Here is a 273-nt window from a genome sequence, read left to right as displayed (position 1 = left end):
ATGGCTGTGTACTGCGGTACGACAAGCTTAGTGAAGGTAGCTGCGAGAGCATAATTAACGCGAACACAGCCATGAAAAAAGGGACCAGATCTTCCGATCTGGCCCCTCATATTCTGGCGCGGCTGGCAGGAATCGAACCCACGACCCCTTGGTTCGTAGCCAAGTACTCTATCCAGCTGAGCTACAGCCGCCCGAGGCACGCATTATAGCAGGCCTTCGCCTGTTGGCAAAGCCTCATTGTCGGCTTGCCAAGCCGGGCCGCCTGGCGTGGCG

The 273-nt window shown here is 57.5% G+C and carries 1 tRNA gene; it reads right to left on the bottom strand.

Annotated features, from left to right (window positions below):
• Window positions 1-114: 114 nt before the first annotated feature.
• Window positions 115-191: transfer RNA gene (locus NX780_RS25145), tRNA-Arg, on the bottom strand.
• Between the last annotated feature and the right edge of the window lie 82 nt (window positions 192-273).

The sequence above is a fragment of the Massilia agri genome, from assembly GCF_024753255.1.
GTDB lineage: Bacteria > Pseudomonadota > Gammaproteobacteria > Burkholderiales > Burkholderiaceae_D > Telluria > Telluria agri.
The sequence above is the reverse complement of the archived record's forward strand: the minus strand, read 5'-3'. Positions and strand labels throughout refer to the sequence as shown.